Here is a 15,405-nt window from a genome sequence, read left to right as displayed (position 1 = left end):
GGTCAACTTTCCCAGGGCGCCATCAGCGGGAAGGCTTCGGGAAGAAACTTCGTCTTGAACGCCGCATAGGCGGGGTCGAGCGCGCTGCCCGATCCGTCGTTGACACAGAAGAAGTCGATGGGGCTTTTCCAGTAATCGCGCCTGAAATGGCCGTGGTTGGTCGGGCGCACGATCTTGACGGCAGCACTCGACCGGACGCCGCGCCCGTTTTCGGCGACGTAGTGGTGATAAAGGAACGACGTGAACGACACGTCGTCATGGCTGCGGAAGCGGGCCGCGCGGGTGGTGCGTATCGCGTCGGAAAACTCGTCCTCCATCGCGGCATAATCCGACCGGCACAGCGCGAAGGGGCAATGCTGGTGCAGGCGCATCGGAAAGGTGCCGAACCGCGCCTCGATCATGCGGGCGCCGTTCATCGCCGCCGACTGCCATTCCTGCGCCTCGCCGCTGTCCAGCAGGGGCGGGATCTTCAGCACCGCGCCGTAGGGTTCCAGCCGCGAGATCGCGCGCCCGCGATGGTCGAAGAAGTGGGCCTTGTGCGCGTGATCGGCCAGCATGAAATCGTCGTTGAGATAGATGAACTGTTCGGACAGCCCGTCGATCCGGTGCAGGAACGTCTCGATCGCATGGGAATTGAAGGTGGGCAGGTATTCGGCGGGAATGATCTCCTCGTGCCGGATCCATCTGATCTTGCGATGGGCCTTCAGCCACGCGGGCGGCGCGCAGTTGGACACGATGTAGATGGTTCGCACCCACGGCGCATAAGAGGCCAGCGAGCGGAGCGAGTATTTCAGTTCGTCCAGCTGGGCGAAACGGTCGGGATCGGGCCGGGTCGCCTCGCGGTAGGGCGCGATCAGGTCTTGCCAGTCGGGATCGGCGGCGTTCACCCAGGTATAGACGGCATCGACCGGAAAATCGCGCGACAATTCGGTCGCGACGGGAACGTCGACCGTGCTGTCGCCGGGCATGACGGGCAGCACCTGACGCGGGGCGAAGCAGCGCAGATAGGCGCCCTCGTCCCGCCAGACATTGACGTTGCGAATGCTGTTGATGGCGCCACCGGACCCCCGCACCGCAACGGCGAACTGGTGTGCCTGCGCCATTTCGCGGATCCTCGTCTCGTCGGCAGGCAGGGTGCGCTTGCCGTCGATCAGGAACAATCGCTGCCGGTTGGCGCGGCAGGCATCCCGCATCGCGAACAGCGCCGGTTCGACGCTGGCACCCATCACGTCGGCCGCCGCCGCGTCGGGATCGAACCGGCGCACGAAGCCCAGATCGACGCTGTCGAGGATCGCCAGCGGATCGCCGCTGGCCTGCAACGGCACGGCGATGCGGTGAATTTCGCGGTCCGGCTCGGGGACATCGACATCCAGCCAGCGGCGCATGCGGTATTTCGCAAAGTTCCGCGGGCTGCGCGCCAGACGCACGACGCGCGCGGGAAAGGACAGCGGAGGGTCGAGGCTGTCGTCCGTCATGCTCATCGAAATCGTTCCTGCCGTTCTCATCGACGATTCGCCATCCGCCGCATCAAGCGATCCGCATACGGGATCAATGGCGTCTGGAAAAGACGCAGGACAGGTGTTTTCGGCAGATCGACGCAAGCCCGGCATTTCATGGCCGGGGTGCCGCGCCTAACCCCGCAGGCGCGCCACCTCGCGCAGCGGCACGACGGGCGCCTGCGCCGACGCGGAATCGGGCACGTCATCGCGGACAGTGCCTTGCGTCGCGTGAAGCAGCGACAGGCCGGGGCGGCGATCGGTCAATCGTTCCAGCGCGGCGCAGACCCGTTCGCAGCAGCCCCCGTCGCGGAAGGGGAACGCCGCCTGCCGCCGCCTGGCGTAGACCGGGTTCTCCTGCCCCGAAAGAGCGCGTTCCAGATGCGCCAACACCCCGTCCACATCCCGAGCCACCGGCCCGAACCCGTCACGCTCGAACGAGAAGTAGCCGCGACGAGAGATATGACCTCCGCTGAAGATCTCCGCCTCATCAAACTGAAAATAGATCAGCGGCTTTTGCAGATACGCTACGTCGAAAACAGCCGACGAATAATCGGACACGGCGACACGCGCGCGCGCAAACAGGTTCTGATAGGGAACGCCCTTACGGAAATCGACGATATGGAGATGGCTCGGCAACGCCATATCATCGATATACATTGCCATGTTGGGATGGGGCGCGAAACATACGGTCAAGCCATGTCTGTCCGCAAGGCTTTTCAAGGCATCCGAACGCAGAAGATTGCCCCAACTGTCGAAAAACTTGCTTTCGGCAAATGTCGGGACTTTTGAGCGCCTCTCTCCGTCCGCTTCATTCAACGCCGTCAAATACTTACGCCACGTCGGCGCGAAAAGTATCATGTCCGTATTACAGGCATCAGCCTTACTTTTCAAAGCGTCGTGACGCGGAAGACCGCTGAGAAGCACTTCGCGCTCGCTGAAGACATAAGGACTGGACGACGAACCAAGCGATTCGCTCTCAACCGGCATTGTCGTCACAAACAGTCTGATCGGTTTCGAATTTAACCAAGCAGACATATCTCCGATCGCCACCCCATGCTGAAGAAATACAAACTCCGCCCTCGCAAGATCGCCAAACTGCGCCTTCGGAACCGGCCAGAGGACATACTCGTCCGCATGCGAAGATATCAGGAACCGCGCGTTCATCTGCGCGGCGATGTGGTCGTCGGAACCGTAGGGCAGCAGCCTGAAGCCTTCGGCCGCCAGACGATCCCAATCGCTCGACTTCGGGTCGAGGATGAACCACGCATTCGTCGCGCGTCCCGTCCTCATCATGTGTCGGTAAAGGTGTTCGGCATTGTCGTCTGCGCGGTCGTCGCGGTCCATCAGAACCATGCAATCGCGGAACCTGTCGCGCGTCGCCATCACATGATCGCGCAGGCGCCGGAACTGGCCCGTCACCGCAGGCCGCGCAGGCACCAGCGCGTTGCGCAGCGTCAGCCAGTCCGCCCGGTTTCCCAGCGCCGTTCCGCCGCGCCGGATGCGGCAGGGCGTGCCGTCCACCTCGAACCGGATGTCGTCGCCATCCTCCATCGCGACCCAGAACAGGTTCTGCCGCGAATAGGGTTGGCCGAAAAACCGGGTGGACCGCCGGCTTTGCAATTGCGGCGACACGTCCCGTCCGTTCAGGACGATCCGGGGAATGAAATCGTCATCCCCACCGCCCATGCTTTGAAACTGGAAGGCGCCGGTCTGACGGTCGAATTGAGTGACATAGACGGCCGGACTGCCCCGCCGCCGGCCCTTGTACAGCGCCAGAAGCGCAACCTTGTGTTCCTCGGTGCAGCCGGCCAGATCGAATGTCTCGATCACCGAAACGTCGATACGGTCCATGACCGCACGGACAAGCCGCAGGAATTGCGCGCGCTGATCGTCGGTCAGGAACGTGGCGCGTTCGTCGTGATCGACCAGATAACGGAACCGCCAGAAAAGATCGTAAAGGCAGGTGCGCTGAATGTAACGTGGAACGCTTCCGAAAATTCGTTCGGCGAATTGCAGAAGGTCCAGGCTTCCCAGCTCGATCTGCGTGGAGAACCAGCCGATATGCGTTTTGGTGCCGTCCAGAAGGGATGTTCCCGCCTCGCGCTTGCGGTAATAGTATTTCGCGGCAGGAACGAAGCTGACGGTATGGCCCGGCGCCAGCAGAAACAGCCTGTTGACGAAATGCGCATCTTCGAAGGCGGGCGCGATGCGGGTGTCGAATTGCACGCCGTGCCGGGCGATGACGTCGCGGCGAAACCAGCAGAGGTTCACCGAAAGCTGCATGAAATCGCCCAGATCGTCCGTCGGCTTGCGCACCAGCCCCTTCTGGAAGCGATAGCGCAAGGGATGGCTGTCGCTGAACGTGTCGGTCGTTTCGTGGTAAAAGACCATGTTCGACACGACCGCCAGCAGCGGCTTCGCGTGCGCGGCCTCGGTTTCCTTCAGCATCTTGCGGACGTGGTCGACGTCCAGGAAGTCGTCCGGGTCCGGAAAGGCGACCCAGGTGCCCCGCGCCAGTTTCAGCCCGGTATTGCGCGCGGCCGCGGCGCCGGCATTGGGCTGATGCACATAGCGCAGGTGATCGGGATAACGGTCGCGCCATTCGCGAACGATCTCGCCCGTGCGGTCGGTGGATCCGTCGTCGACGACGATCACCTCGAAATTCCTTAACGCCGAGGACTGGCCGAACAGGCTGGCGAGGAAGCGGTCGATATAGGGCGCGACGTTATAGGCGGGCACGACGAAGGATACCCGCCGGGCCTTGGCGCGCGGAAGGGGTGCGTCGGCCTTGTGCTGCGGAACCGGCGGCTTGGGCGCTGCGGGACGCTGTTTGTTACGCCTGTTGAAAAATCGCTCAAGCACGACAGACTCCGGCCTGACAGAAAGGGATGCGCACGTCATAGTTGATTGACCATGAAGGGCAAGCCCATCCCGTCGCGTCAGTCCGTGGCCATGCGATCGCGGTTCAGGCGCCACACCTCGAAGTTCAGGGCGCCGGCGATCGTGACCCAGACCAGGTAGGGCACGAACAGCAGCCCCGCGACGATGTCGAGCCGCAGGAACGCCAACAGCGTCGCCGCCACCAGCAGCCACAGCAGGCCGATCACCGCCAGACCGACCTTCATCCGGTGCAATCCGAAGAAGATCGGCGTCCAGAGGGTGTTATAGCAAAGCTGCGCCACGAACAGCGCCATCGCCAGCCCGCTGCCGGGCAAGGGGGCGATCCGCGCCGCCGCCGCCGCGATGCAGACGTAAAGCACCGTCCAGACCACGGGAAACGCCCAGTTCGGCGGCGTCCATGACGGCTTGTCCAGCGATCTGTACCAGTCGCCCGGCTTGAACATTACGCCGGTCGTGGCGGATGCGCCGCAGGCGATCAGGAAGACGACGAACAGCACGTCAAGTCATCTCCTCTCGGGCGCGGACGCTGCGGCCCAGCAGCGGCAATTGCCGGATCAGCGCCGGCAGGATCAGCACCGCGCCGACGATGGTGGCATAGAGATCGGGCGCCACCAGCAGCAGCGACGCCAGCGCCAGCAGCACCCGTTCATAGACGCGCAGGGGCGCGAACAGCCAGTTGGCGATGGCCGCCGACAGCACGGTGATGCCCGCCATCGCGCCCAGCGTGGCCAGGAAGAACTCGGTCCAGGTAAAGCCGGGCACGACCAGCAGCAAAGAGGGCGAGAAAACGAAGACGAACGGCACCAGCACCTTGCCCATGCCCAGCCGGAACGCGGTATTGCCCGCCTTGAAGGCGTTGGCGTCCGCAATCCCCGCCGCCGCATAGGCCGCCAGTGCCACGGGCGGCGTGATGTCGGCCAGCACCCCGTAATAGAAGACGAAGAAATGCGCGACCAGCGGCTCGACCCCCAGAAGGCCGAGGATGGGCGCGGCGACGGCGATCATGATGAGGTAGTTCGCCGTGGTGGGGATGCCGCAGCCCATCAGCACGCAGACCACCGCCGTCATGATCAGCGTGAAAAGCAGCGTCAGGCTGGTGACGCTGATCAGCTCGAACGGCAGGACCGACAACCAGACGCTGACATCCTGCGCCCAGCCGCCGGCCAGACCCGTCACCATATAGGCGATCTTGAACCCCACGCCGGTCAGCGTGACGACCCCGATGATGACGCCCACCAGCGCAGCGGCGACCGTGACCGACAGCGAATATTTCGCACCGACGACGAAGCCGTCCCATGTTTCGCGCACCGATTCCGTGATCGCGGTGCGCAGGTCGTGGCGGACGATGTTCTGGATCACCAGCACCAGCAGGCACGACAGGATGCCGTAGAACGCCGCCAGATAGGGCGTCTTGCCCGACAGCAGCACCGACACCAGCACGAACAGCGGCAGCGTCGTCAGCCATCCCGCCTTGAACACCGCCCAGGCGACCGGCAATTCGTCCTTGGTCATGCCGCGCAGGCCGCGGCGGCGTGCTTCCAGATGCACCTGCACCAGAACGCCGAAGAAATGCATGAAGGCGGGCACCAGCGCCGCCGTCAGGATCGTGGTCAGCGGCACGCCCAGATATTCGATCATCAGGAACGCCACCGCGCCCATCACCGGCGGCGTGATCTGCCCGCCGGTGGAACTGGCCGCCTCGACCGCGGCGGCGAAGTGGCGCGGATAGCCGATGCGGATCATCGCGGGAATGGTCAGCGATCCGGTCGTCACCGTGTTGGCGATGGACGACCCCGAGATCGAGCCGAGCATCGCCGACGAGATCACCGACACCTTCGCCGGCCCGCCCGCGAATCGCCCGGCCAGCGCGCTGGCCAGGTCGATGAACAATTGCCCCAGCCCGATCCGCGTCGCCAGCACACCGAACAGCACGAAGTGGAACACATAGGTCGATATGACGCCCAGCGCCGTGCCATAGATGCCCTGGCTGGTCAGATAGAGGTGATTGACGATGTTCGTCCAACTTGCGCCGGGATGGATCAGCACGCCCGGCATCGACTGGCCGAAATAGGCATAGGCGATGAACAGCAGCGCGATCACCGGCAGCGGCCAGCCCATCGCGCGGCGCGTCGCCTCCAGCAGCACGACGATCAGGATGGTGCCCATCGTCACGTCGATGGGCAGCGGATTGCCCACCCGGAACGCCAGATCGTTGAAGACCCACGGCACATAAAGCGCCGAGACGATGCCGAGGATGGCGAGGATCCAGTCGTAAAGCGGCAGGCCCAGCGGCGTCAGGACGGTGTTGTGCGGCTCCTTGCGCTGGCCGAATGCGACGAAGGACAGGAACACCAGCCCCAGCGTGAAGGCCAGATGCGTGCCGCGATGCGTGGTGGCCTGCGGGATGCCATAGCCGGCCGTATAGAAATGATAGCAGGACAGGACGAACAGCGCGGTCGCCGTCAGCCAGCCCAGCGCCGGCAGAAGCGGTCGGAAGCGGACTTCGGGATCGTAGCGCTCCTCCAGCTCCTTCATCTGCTCTTCGGTCAGGGCCTCGGCGCGTTCTGTCTCTGTGCTCATCGGCTGGTTCCTCGGCCCCGTAAAGGGACCAGCCCGCGGCACGGGCCGGCCCGGTCTCGTGTCACTCGTTCAGAAGGCCGGCTTCGCGGTAGAAGCGTTCGGCGCCCGGATGCAGCGGGATGCCCACACCGTTCAGCGCCGTCTCGGCGGTGATTTCCTTGCCCTTCTGGTGGCCCGCATCCAGCAATTGCCGGGTGTTGTCGTTCCACAGCGCCTTGGTGATGCCATAGATCAGATCGTCGGGCTGGTCCGCGCTGGTGATCCATTGCGCGCCGACCGACAGCGTCTGAACGTCGTCCTCGACCCCCTCGTAGGTGCCGCCGGGCACGGTGTTCTGCGCGAAGAAGGTGTATTCGTCGGTAATGCCCGACGCCTCGTCGCCGCTGATCGGGACCAGAACGATGTCTTCCTGGCTGGCCAGTTCGGCGATGGCGCCCGCCGGGAATCCGCCGACGAAGAAGAACGCGTCCATCGCCCCGTCGCGCATCCGTTCCGCCGCCTGGTCGGGCTTGAGGAACTGCGCGTCCACGTCGCTTTCGGACAGGCCATAGGCGTCCAGGATGATGCGCGCATCGACCAGCGTGCCCGATCCCGGCTCGTCCAGGCTGACCCTCTTGCCGCGCAGGTCATCGACGCTGTCGATGCCGCTGTCGGCGCTGGCGACCAGATGGATCGTCTCGGGGTAAAGGTTGGCGATGGCGCGCAGTTTCTCGACCGGTTCCTGATCTTCCCAGATGCCGGTGCCGGTCTGCGCCCATGTGGCGACATCCGACTGGCTGAAGCCCGATTCCAGCGTCCCGCCCGCGATGGCGTTGACGTTGGCGACCGACCCGTTCGCCGACAGCGCGGTGGCGATCAGGCCGGGATAGCCGCACGATCCGCCTTCCTCGCAGGACCGCGATCCGGGCGGGTTGCTGATCGCGTTGGCGATCAGGCCGCCGATCGGGTAGTAGGTGCCCGACGTGCCGCCGGTGCCGATGCGGAAGAATTGCGGCTGCTGGGCGACGGCGATCGTGGCCGTCAGTCCCAGCCCCGCCAGTGCGCCGGCGACCAGGCTGAATGTGCGTCTGTTCATGGTGTCTCCTCGGTTCTTCCGTGATCGGATGAACCCAGCAAACACGCATGGCGACGATCTTGCAATGACCCTGCGTTCCCGCAATCAGCCGGACGGCCGGTCCAGCAGGATCGCCACCGACTGCCAGCCCAGCGCCACCTTGTCCGAAACCCCTTCGTCGCAGGCGGGCTCGTCCCGCGCGGTGTCGATGCGCAGCGTCCAGTCGCCCTGCGGCAGCGCGAAGTCCCGGTCGTCGCCCGCATTGACGATGACCAGCACCGCCCCGCCCTGCGGCAGCGCGATCCGCAGCCCGGTGCAGCGCTGTTCGCCGTCGGTCCAGTCGCCTTCGGTCATCTCGCGCCCGTCGGGATGGTGCCAGGTCAGCCGCGGCTTGCCGTCCACCAGCGCGTTGAAGCGCGAATCGATCAGCCCCGGCACCTCGCGGCGCAGCGCCGTCACCGCCGCCACCGTGTCGATCAGGCCGGGGCGCGCCTTGTCCCAGTGCAGCCAGGCGATGTCGTTGTCCTGGCAATAGGCGTTGTTGTTGCCGCCCTGGCTCTGGCCGATCTCGTCGCCCGCCAGGATCATCGGCACGCCCTGCGACACCAGCAGCGTCGTCAGCATCGCCTTGGCCCGCCGCATCCGCGCGGCCAGGATATCGGGATCGTCGGTTTCGCCCTCGACGCCCATATTGTCGCTCAGGTTGTGGCCGTGGCCGTCGCGGTTGTCCTCGCCGTTCGCCTCGTTGTGCTTCTCGTTATAGCTGACCGTATCCCACAGGGTGAAACCATCATGCGCGGCGACGAAATTGATCGACGACGTGGCCGGACGCAGCGAATGGTTGAACTGCACCGGCGATCCGGTCAGCCGCTCGCCCATCGGACCCAGAAGGCCGGGATCGCGCCGCCAGAAGGCGCGGATGTCGTCGCGCGCCTTGTCGTTCCATTCGCGGAACGGGAACGGGAAGCCGCCCACCTGATAGCCGCCGTCGCCGATGTCCCACGGCTCGGCGATCAGCTTGACGCTGCTCAGCACCGGATCCTGCCGCACGGCGGCAAAGAACGACCCCTCGCGCTCGAACCCCTGCGCCTCGCGGCCCAGCGTCGAGGCCAGATCGAAGCGGAAGCCGTCCACATGCATCACCTCGACCCAGTAACGCAGGGAATCCAGCACCATCCGCAGCACCATCGGATGCGCCACGTTCAGCGTGTTGCCGCAGCCGGTGGTGTCGAACGTGTGCCGCTTGTCCTCGGCCAGCAGGTAATAGCTGGCATTGTCCAGCCCCCGGAACGACAGCGTCGGCCCCAGTTCGGACCCTTCGCAGGTGTGGTTGTAGACCACGTCCAGGATCACCTCGATCCCGTTGGCATGCAGGCGGTCGATGGCCTGCTTGACCTCGCGGATGTCCCAGCCGGTGATATAGGGGCGATGCGGGGCGAAGAACGACAGCGTGTTGTAGCCCCAGTAATTCGACAAACCCTTCTCGACCAGATGCCGGTCGTCCAGGAACGCATGCACCGGCAGCAGCTCCACCGCCGTCGCGCCAATGCGGTGCAGGTGCGAAATCATCGCATCCGACGCCAGACCGGCAAAGGTGCCGCGCTCGCGTTCAGGCACGTCGGGATGGTTGCGCGTCAATCCCTTGACATGCGCCTCGTAGATGACCGTTTCCTTCCAGGACCGGCGCAAGGCCTTGTCCTCTTCCCAGCTGTAATCGCTGCCGACGACGACGCCCTTCGACATGAAGGGCGCCGAATCGCGCGGATCGGCGACCGAATCGTCGTCGCCCACGGTATAGCCGAACAGCGCGTCGTCCCATTCCAGCTTGCCGGTCAGCGCGCGCGCATAGGGATCCAGCAGCAGCTTGGCCGGGTTGAAGCGATGCCCGTCCTCGGGCGCATAGGGGCCATGGACGCGGTAGCCATAGACCTGGCCTTCCTTCACGCCCGGCGCGAATCCGTACCAGATGCCGCCTTCCATCTCGGGCAGTTCCTGGCGATGCGTCTCGTGCTGGCCGGATTCGTCAAACAGACACAGTTCGACCGCCGTAGCGTTTTCCGAGAACAGCGCGAAGTTCGTCCCCTCGTCCCAGGGCACGGCCCCCATCGTGTCCGACCGGGCCTGATCGGCGTCGAACGGAATGGACGAATGATTGGTATCCTTCACGGGGCGGACTCCTTCGCGCGAACGCCGCACCGTCCATGACGGGCGACTGCGATTGTGTCTGAACCGGCGCGGCGCGCCGGCACTTTCGGGGTAGCGGTCAGCCTAGCGCATGGCACGGGGCGCATCCAGCACCGATGCGCGGCGGGCATGCGGCCAGACCCCGCATCGAACGCGGAGGCCGGCATTCGGTTCCGCCCCTATTCCGGCGCGCTGCGGATATCGACGGTGCCTTCCAGGTCGTCCGCGCCCAGGTCGATGACGACATACAGGCGCTGTCCGTCCTTCTGCCGCGCGATCTCCAGCAGCGTGCCGTCGCCTTCGCGCAGCGCGAAATCCGCGCCGTCGAAGAAATCGGGCCGCGCCCTGCGCAGGTGCAGCAGGCGACGCGACAGGCGCGCTTTGGCGCCCTCGAACCCGGCGGCATCGGGCAGGTCCGGCAGCCGCTCGATCGGCACGGGGCGGCGGTTGTCGGGGTCGGTCAGCGCGAAATGCGCGCCGATGCAGCCCTGATAGATGTCAGGCACGCCCGGCATGGTCATCTTAAGCGCCACCTGCGCCAGCGACAGCCGCGCGCCCAGATCGACCAGCCGGCGCAGCGCGTCGGGTTCGTCCTCGCGCCAGCCCTCGACCAGCCGCGTCACCCAGTCCATCGCCGCCGCTTCGGCCGCCTCGTCGGGCGCGATCCAGTTCGTCGAAAGCTTCGCCTCGCGCATGGCCTTGACGGTATGGTCGCGCAGCCGTTCGATCAGGTCGGGATCGTCCGCATCCCAGATCGACAGCGCGCATTGCAGCAGATACCAGCGCCGGTTGGCCGACACGTCGTCGGCCTGTTCCGCCGCGGTCCACAACTCCCCGAATGCGTCGGGCGCGTGGCTGATCGCCACCATCCGCATCCGCGCATCCTCGGACCGCTTGGTGTCGTGCGACGATGTCAGCGTCAGCGCATGCGGCGCGCGATCCCGCGCCCAGCGCGTGACGTCCTCGGGCGTCGCCACCGCATGGCCCGGATCGGCGCCCACCTCGTTCGCGGCCAGATAGCCGTTCCAGCGAAAGCCCGCCGTATCCTCGTGCGCCTTGGCCAGCAGCGCGCCCGTCACCTGCTGGAAGCGCACGGCGAAGGCGCGGTCCTGCCCGGTCTCGCCGTCCACGATCATGTCGGTCAGCAGATCGACCGTATCGCGGAACCGCAGCGGCTCGGCCGCCCGGTCCGCCACCTGCCGCATCAGCGCCACGTCGCCTTCGGGGCGGACACCCGGCGCGAAATAGGTGCGATAGCGCGGAAAGGCCGACAGCAGCGCCAGCACCGCCTCGCGCAGCGTTTCGGCCCCGCGATCGGCGCCGCGCGCGGTGGCGGCGGCCTCGGCCAGCCCGATCAGCTGGTGCAGCTCGGCCGCAAGCTCCTGGCGGATCACCTCGCCCTTGGCCTGTTCCAGCGCCTCGTCGAACGTGCCCTCGTATCCGGTGGCGGCCTTCCATTCGGCCACGACGCGATAAAGGCCGACCGCATCGGTCAGCACCATCGCGATCTGGCGCCCCGCCTCGTATCCGGTCGTCCCCTCGACCGGCCAGTCGGGCAGCGGTTCGTCCCCGGTCAGGATCTTCTCGACCCAGATCGGCGTGTCGGGCAGGCGCGCGCGCAGGCGGCGCAGATAGGCCGTCGGGTCGGCCAGCCCGTCCACATGGTCCAGCCGCACGCCCTGCACCAGCCCCTGGTCGATCAGCTCGAACAGCAGCCGGTGCATCCCCTCGAACACGGCCTGGTCCTCGACGCGCATGCCGATCAGGCCGGTCACGGTAAAGAACCGCCGATGCGTCACGCCGTCCCGTTCCAGCCGCCAATGCGCCAGCCGCCAGAACTGGTCCTCGTGCAGCGCACGCAGGCCGTCGGCGTCGCCGGGCACGGGGTCAGGCCGCGCGCGCAGCGGAAAACGCTGCTCGCCCACGACGAACTCGTCCCCTTCCACGGTCATCTCGCCGGCTTCCAGCATCTCCTCGAAGGTGCGCGGCAGCACCGGCAGCACCAGCGGCCCGGCATCCCAGTCGATGTCGAAATACCGCGCATAGCGGCTGTCGGGACCGTGCCGCAGCACATCGCGCAGCCACGGGTTTTCCATCGTGAAGGACGTATGGTTCGGCACCACGTCCACGATGATGCCGAGGCCGTGGTCGCGCGCCGCCCTGGCCAGCCGGTCGAACCCCGGCATCCCGCCCAGCGCCGGATCGACCTCGTTCGGGTCGGTGATGTCGTAACCGTGCGTCGATCCTTCCGTCGCGGTGAAGATCGGCGACAGGTAAAGATGGCTGATGCCGCAATCGGCGATCCAGGGCAGGAACGCCTCGGCGCGGGCGAAATCGACGCCGCCCCGCAATTGCATGCGATAGGTCGCGGTCAGTCTGGGGGTCATCGGGTGATCCTGATGGCGAACGCGCAGGCGTCCGTGGGCTGGGCTATGGAAAGGTCGGCACCGGGCAGCGTCCACGCCCGATCCGGCGCGGCGCCCAGATTGGCATAGGTCACGATCCGCCCGCCATCGAAACGCCATTCGGCGCACAGCGACCGCGCGCCCAGCCGCCAGGCGCGGGCCGAACGGCGGCGCGTCGCCAGCAGCGGCGCGATCGACGCGGCCCGCAGCGCCAGCAGCCGCCGCGTCAGGTCGCGCCAATCGTCGGCATCGTCCGGCAGATCGGTGAAGGGGCGCGACGCGGTGAACGTCTCCAACGCCAGCGGATCGGGCACGTCCTCGCCGAAAGCGCCGAAGCCCTCGAATTCGCGCCGCCGTCCTTCGGTCACGGCGCGGCCCAGATCGCCGTCGAAATCCGCGAAGAACAGGAAGGGCCGGCGCACGCCCGCTTCCTCGCCCATGAACAGCATCGGAACGGCGGGCGAGGTCAGCAGCAGCGCATGCGCGATCCGCACCTGACCGGGATCGGCCAGCGTCAGCAGCCGGTCGCCCTGCGCGCGGTTGCCGACCTGATCGTGCGTCTGGTTGGCATTGACGAAGGCGGTGGGTGGCAGGTGCGACGATCGCGCGCCGCGCGCCTCCTCCTTGGGGGGACGATGCTGGCCCTGCTCCACATGGCCCATCGTCAGCGCGCGCAGCAGGTCGTCCATCGGATCGACGGCGAAACTGGCGTAATAGCTTTCGTCCTCGCCGGTCAGCAGGCAATGCACCGAATGGTGGTAATCGTCGTTCCAGTTGGCGGTGATCGCGCCCGCGTCGCGCCAGCGCGGCAGGTTGCGGTCGTCCTCGGCGATCAGGTGCACGGGACGGTCCGGCAGGGCGGCGCGCAGGCGCTGCGACAGCTCGGTCAGGATGTCCGGCTGGGACGGGTCGTTCAGCTCGTGCACCGCGTCCAGGCGGAACCCGTCCACCCCGAACTCGGCCGCCCACATCAGCGCGTTGCCGATGAAGTACTCGCGCACCGGCACCTTGGTGAAGTCGATGGCCGACCCCCAGGGCGTATGCCGGTCATCGGTGAAGAAGGGCGGCGCGATCTGCCCCAGATAGGCGCCTTCGGGGCCGAAATGGTTATAGACGACGTCGAGGATGACCATCATCCCTGCCTCGTGCGCGGCCCCGACGAACGCCGCGAAATCGTCGGGCGTGCCATAGGCCGGATGCGGCGCATAGGGCAGCACCCCGTCATAGCCCCATCCCCGCGATCCGGCGAATTGCGCGATCGGCATGACCTCGACCGCCGTGATGCCCAACGCCGCCAGATCGGGCAGCCTGCGCGCCGCCGCGGCGAACGTGCCCTCGTCGGTGAAGGTGCCGACGTGAAGCTCATAGACCGCCGCTACGGACCATGGCCGCGCCGGCCACGGATCGGGCTTGCGCAGCGTGGTCAGGATCGACGGGCCGTGCAAGTCGCCCTGCTGGCGGCGCGATGCGGGATCGGGCAGCGCCTTGCCGTCCACGACGAAAAGATAGGCGTCGCCCTCCGACGCCGCGGCCGTGCCGCGCCAGGCCCCGTCCGCGTCGCGGTGCAGGTCGGTATCCGCCCCGTTCACCCGCAGCGCGACCCGCTGCGCCTCGGGCGCCCAAAGCGCGGCGTGCCAGCGTCCGTCCCCGGCGGGCCGCGCGCCCCAGAATGCCTGTCTGTCGTCCGTCATCTCTATCCCCAGCCGTTCCCGTTCGGCCCTGCGGCAACACCGTCCCGACGCTGCGGTTCCGCGATCACCTCTGCGCCGTCCGCCAGTCGGGGTGCAGGTTGGGCGTCAGGTTCGACGGCGGCAGGGGATCGCGGCCCAGGATGTGATCCGCCGCCTTCTCGCCCACCATGATCGTCGGGCCGTTCAGGTTCCCGTTGGTGATGCGCGGAAAGATCGAACTGTCGGCGACCCGCAGGCCGCGCACCCCGATGACCCGGCATTCGGGATCGACCACCGCCAGCGGATCGTCCGCCGCCCCCATCCGCGCCGTGCCGCAGGGGTGATAGGCGCTTTCGGCGTTGGAACGTACAAAATCGTCGATGGATTGTACAGATTGTACGTTTCGGCCCGGCTGAATCTCGTCCCCGGCATAGCGCGCGAACGCCTCCTGCGCGAAAAGCTCGCGCGTCAGCGCGATGCAAAGGCGAAAATCCTCCCAGTCCTTTTCGTGGCTCATATAGTTGAAGCGGATGACCGGGGCCGCTGCCGCATCGGGCGACCGCAGCGTGACCGACCCCCGCGACGGCGACCGCATCGGTCCGACATGGGCTTGAAAACCATGGGCTTTCGCCGCGACCTTACCGTCATAGCGCACTGCCAGCGGCAGGAAATGATACTGGATGTCGGGGTATTCGACGCCCGCGCGGCTGCGGATGAAACCGGCGCTTTCGAACTGGTTCGACGCCCCCGGTCCTGTCCGGTTCACCAGCCAGCGCATCCCGACATAGGCCTTGGCCAGCAAAGGCCAATATTTGTAAAGGGTTACAGGCTCACGGCACATCATCTGAAGATAGATCTCCAGATGGTCCTGAAGGTTCGCCCCGACCCCGCCCCGGTCCGCGATCACGTCCAGCCCCATGTACCGCAGATGCCCGCCCGGCCCGATTCCCGACAGCATCAGCAGCTTGGGCGAATTGATCGGCCCCGCCGCCAGGATCACCTCGCGCCGCGCATGGACGATCCGGTCGCCCAGATCGACGCCGGTGACGCGTCCGTCCTTCAGCACGACGCGTCGCGCAAACCCTTGGACAAGCTGGCAATTATGCCGACGC

9 protein-coding genes are annotated in these 15,405 nt (G+C 66.2%); all 9 read right to left on the bottom strand.

Translation table 11 applies throughout. From position 1 onward, the window contains the following. Nucleotides 1-2 precede the first annotated feature (2 nt). A complete protein-coding gene (locus OCGS_RS14500; RefSeq protein WP_007426208.1) occupies nucleotides 3-1,481 on the bottom strand; it encodes a stealth conserved region 3 domain-containing protein in 1,479 nt (492 codons plus the stop codon). A 150-nt stretch (nucleotides 1,482-1,631) separates the two neighbouring features. Then, the gene (locus OCGS_RS05315; protein WP_007426207.1) at nucleotides 1,632-4,361 is read right to left on the bottom strand and encodes a bifunctional glycosyltransferase/CDP-glycerol:glycerophosphate glycerophosphotransferase; all 2,730 of its coding nucleotides are present in this window, start codon (nucleotides 4,359-4,361) and stop codon (nucleotides 1,632-1,634) included. Nucleotides 4,362-4,438: 77 nt separating this feature from the next. Then, entirely contained in the window at nucleotides 4,439-4,897 is a 459-nt protein-coding gene (gene tspO / locus OCGS_RS05310; protein WP_007426206.1) for a tryptophan-rich sensory protein TspO, read from the bottom strand. Nucleotide 4,898: 1 nt separating this feature from the next. Next, on the bottom strand, nucleotides 4,899-6,980 hold the full coding sequence (locus tag OCGS_RS05305) for a TRAP transporter permease (RefSeq protein ID WP_007426205.1): 2,082 nt from the start codon (nucleotides 6,978-6,980) through the stop codon (nucleotides 4,899-4,901). Nucleotides 6,981-7,041: 61 nt separating this feature from the next. Next, nucleotides 7,042-8,055, bottom strand: coding sequence for a TAXI family TRAP transporter solute-binding subunit (locus OCGS_RS05300; RefSeq protein WP_007426204.1), 1,014 nt, complete (start codon nucleotides 8,053-8,055; stop codon nucleotides 7,042-7,044). 84 nt (nucleotides 8,056-8,139) lie between these two features. Continuing rightward, the gene (gene glgX / locus OCGS_RS05295; RefSeq protein ID WP_083848208.1) at nucleotides 8,140-10,140 is read right to left on the bottom strand and encodes a glycogen debranching protein GlgX; all 2,001 of its coding nucleotides are present in this window, start codon (nucleotides 10,138-10,140) and stop codon (nucleotides 8,140-8,142) included. Between the two features lie 257 nt (nucleotides 10,141-10,397). After that, nucleotides 10,398-12,605, bottom strand: coding sequence for a malto-oligosyltrehalose synthase (gene treY, locus OCGS_RS05290; protein ID WP_007426202.1), 2,208 nt, complete (start codon nucleotides 12,603-12,605; stop codon nucleotides 10,398-10,400). Next, nucleotides 12,602-14,314 carry a malto-oligosyltrehalose trehalohydrolase gene (gene treZ / locus OCGS_RS05285; RefSeq protein WP_007426201.1) on the bottom strand — a complete coding sequence of 571 codons (1,713 nt, stop codon included), beginning with the start codon at nucleotides 14,312-14,314 and terminating at the stop codon, nucleotides 12,602-12,604. Before treZ ends, treY begins: the two co-directional genes overlap by 4 nt. Before the next feature lie 64 nt (nucleotides 14,315-14,378). After that, the coding region (locus OCGS_RS05280) for a GMC oxidoreductase (protein WP_040610594.1) at nucleotides 14,379-15,405 on the bottom strand (1,027 nt) is incomplete at its 5' end.

It is taken from the genome of Oceaniovalibus guishaninsula JLT2003 (assembly GCF_000299575.1).
GTDB lineage: Bacteria > Pseudomonadota > Alphaproteobacteria > Rhodobacterales > Rhodobacteraceae > Palleronia > Palleronia guishaninsula.
This window is presented reverse-complemented; position numbering and strand designations above follow the sequence as displayed.

Bases quoted from the DNA above. Each gene is read 5' to 3' on its own strand.
- OCGS_RS14500 (WP_007426208.1), bottom strand. From the start codon at position 1,481: ATGAGCATGACGGACGACAGCCTCGACCCTCCGCTGTCCTTTCCCGCG.
- OCGS_RS05305 (WP_007426205.1), bottom strand. From the start codon at position 6,980: ATGAGCACAGAGACAGAACGCGCCGAGGCCCTGACCGAAGAGCAGATG.
- OCGS_RS05300 (WP_007426204.1), bottom strand. From the start codon at position 8,055: ATGAACAGACGCACATTCAGCCTGGTCGCCGGCGCACTGGCGGGGCTG.
- glgX (WP_083848208.1), bottom strand. From the start codon at position 10,140: ATGGGGGCCGTGCCCTGGGACGAGGGGACGAACTTCGCGCTGTTCTCG.
- treY (WP_007426202.1), bottom strand. From the start codon at position 12,605: ATGACCCCCAGACTGACCGCGACCTATCGCATGCAATTGCGGGGCGGC.
- treZ (WP_007426201.1), bottom strand. From the start codon at position 14,314: ATGACGGACGACAGACAGGCATTCTGGGGCGCGCGGCCCGCCGGGGAC.